The 2,058-nt window shown below is 58.6% G+C and carries 1 rRNA gene; it reads right to left on the bottom strand.

What is annotated here, in order from left to right:
- Positions 1 to 355: 355 nt before the first annotated feature.
- Positions 356 to 1,877: ribosomal RNA gene (locus ACFU5J_RS21825) — 16S ribosomal RNA — on the bottom strand.
- Between the last annotated feature and the right edge of the window lie 181 nt (positions 1,878 to 2,058).

Raw genomic sequence — 2,058 nt, 5'->3', positions numbered from 1 at the left:
GGCCCCACGCGCCGCAACCCTCAGGGCCACAACACACAAGACCAGCACAGCAGAACCCGGGACGCCGATTGCCTCAGGACCCAACAGTGTGCTTGCGAACCAACCCGACCCTCACCACCAGCTTTCCGCCACCCGGCCCGAAGACCCAGCCCGAAGACACGCTCCGAACACGATGTGTACTCACCAGCCGGCAACAGCCCGACCAGTCCTTCTAGTCAATGTTCCACCCGTGAGCAACCACCAGGCGCACTGTCGGCGCCTCAGATGGTCTGCCTGACCCCCACACCACACACCCACCACAGGAAACCCTGCGGCCAGGCCGTGACGCTTCACGGGGGTATCAGATGCTCCTTAGAAAGGAGGTGATCCAGCCGCACCTTCCGGTACGGCTACCTTGTTACGACTTAGTCCCAATCGCCAGTCCCACCTTCGACCACTCCCCCCGGCGAACCGGTTGGGCCATGAGCTTCGGGTGTTACCAACTTTCGTGACTTGACGGGCGGTGTGTACAAGGCCCGGGAACGTATTCACCGCAGCGTTGCTGATCTGCGATTACTAGCGACTCCGACTTCATGGGGTCGAGTTGCAGACCCCAATCCGAACTGAGACCGGCTTTTTGGGATTCGCTCCACCTTACGGTATCGCAGCCCTCTGTACCGGCCATTGTAGCATGCGTGAAGCCCAAGACATAAGGGGCATGATGATTTGACGTCATCCCCACCTTCCTCCGAGTTGACCCCGGCAGTCTCCCATGAGTCCCCGGCATAACCCGCTGGCAACATAGGACGAGGGTTGCGCTCGTTGCGGGACTTAACCCAACATCTCACGACACGAGCTGACGACAACCATGCACCACCTGTGCACCGACCTTGCGGGGCACCCATCTCTGGGTGTTTCCGGTGCATGTCAAGCCTTGGTAAGGTTCTTCGCGTTGCATCGAATTAATCCGCATGCTCCGCCGCTTGTGCGGGCCCCCGTCAATTCCTTTGAGTTTTAGCCTTGCGGCCGTACTCCCCAGGCGGGGCACTTAATGCGTTAGCTGCGGCACGGAACTCGTGGAATGAGCCCCACACCTAGTGCCCAACGTTTACGGCATGGACTACCAGGGTATCTAATCCTGTTCGCTCCCCATGCTTTCGCTCCTCAGCGTCAGTTGCGGCCCAGAGACCTGCCTTCGCCATCGGTGTTCCTCCTGATATCTGCGCATTCCACCGCTACACCAGGAATTCCAGTCTCCCCTACCGCACTCTAGTCTGCCCGTACCCGATGCAAGCCCGAGGTTGAGCCTCGGGATTTCACACCAGACGCGACAGACCGCCTACGAGCTCTTTACGCCCAATAATTCCGGACAACGCTTGCGCCCTACGTATTACCGCGGCTGCTGGCACGTAGTTAGCCGGCGCTTCTTCTGCAGGTACCGTCACTTGCGCTTCTTCCCTGCTGAAAGAGGTTTACAACCCGAAGGCCGTCATCCCTCACGCGGCGTCGCTGCATCAGGCTTTCGCCCATTGTGCAATATTCCCCACTGCTGCCTCCCGTAGGAGTCTGGGCCGTGTCTCAGTCCCAGTGTGGCCGGTCGCCCTCTCAGGCCGGCTACCCGTCGACGCCTTGGTAGGCCATCACCCCACCAACAAGCTGATAGGCCGCGAGCCCATCCCCCACCGAAAAACTTTCCAACCCACACCATGCGATGCAGGCTCATATCCGGTATTAGACCCCGTTTCCAAGGCTTATCCCGAAGTGGAGGGCAGGTTGCTCACGTGTTACTCACCCGTTCGCCACTGATCCACCCAGCAAGCTGGGCTTCACCGTTCGACTTGCATGTGTTAAGCACGCCGCCAGCGTTCGTCCTGAGCCAGGATCAAACTCTCCGTAAAAGAGAAACAACACCACACACCCCACGAGGAGATGTCAGTGTCCATTCGATACTGGCCAGACCAAGCTGAACTGCTCAGTCCGATCCATAGGAACCATCAAAGATTCCAAATAATTGGCATTGACTATCAAACACACTGTTGAGTTCTCAAACAACCGACGCACACCCACAAGACCAGAACC

This window comes from Isoptericola sp. NPDC057559 (genome assembly GCF_042801555.1).
GTDB lineage: Bacteria > Actinomycetota > Actinomycetes > Actinomycetales > Cellulomonadaceae > Isoptericola.
Note: the sequence above shows the minus strand (reverse complement) of the source record. Positions and strands in the feature narration are given on the sequence as shown.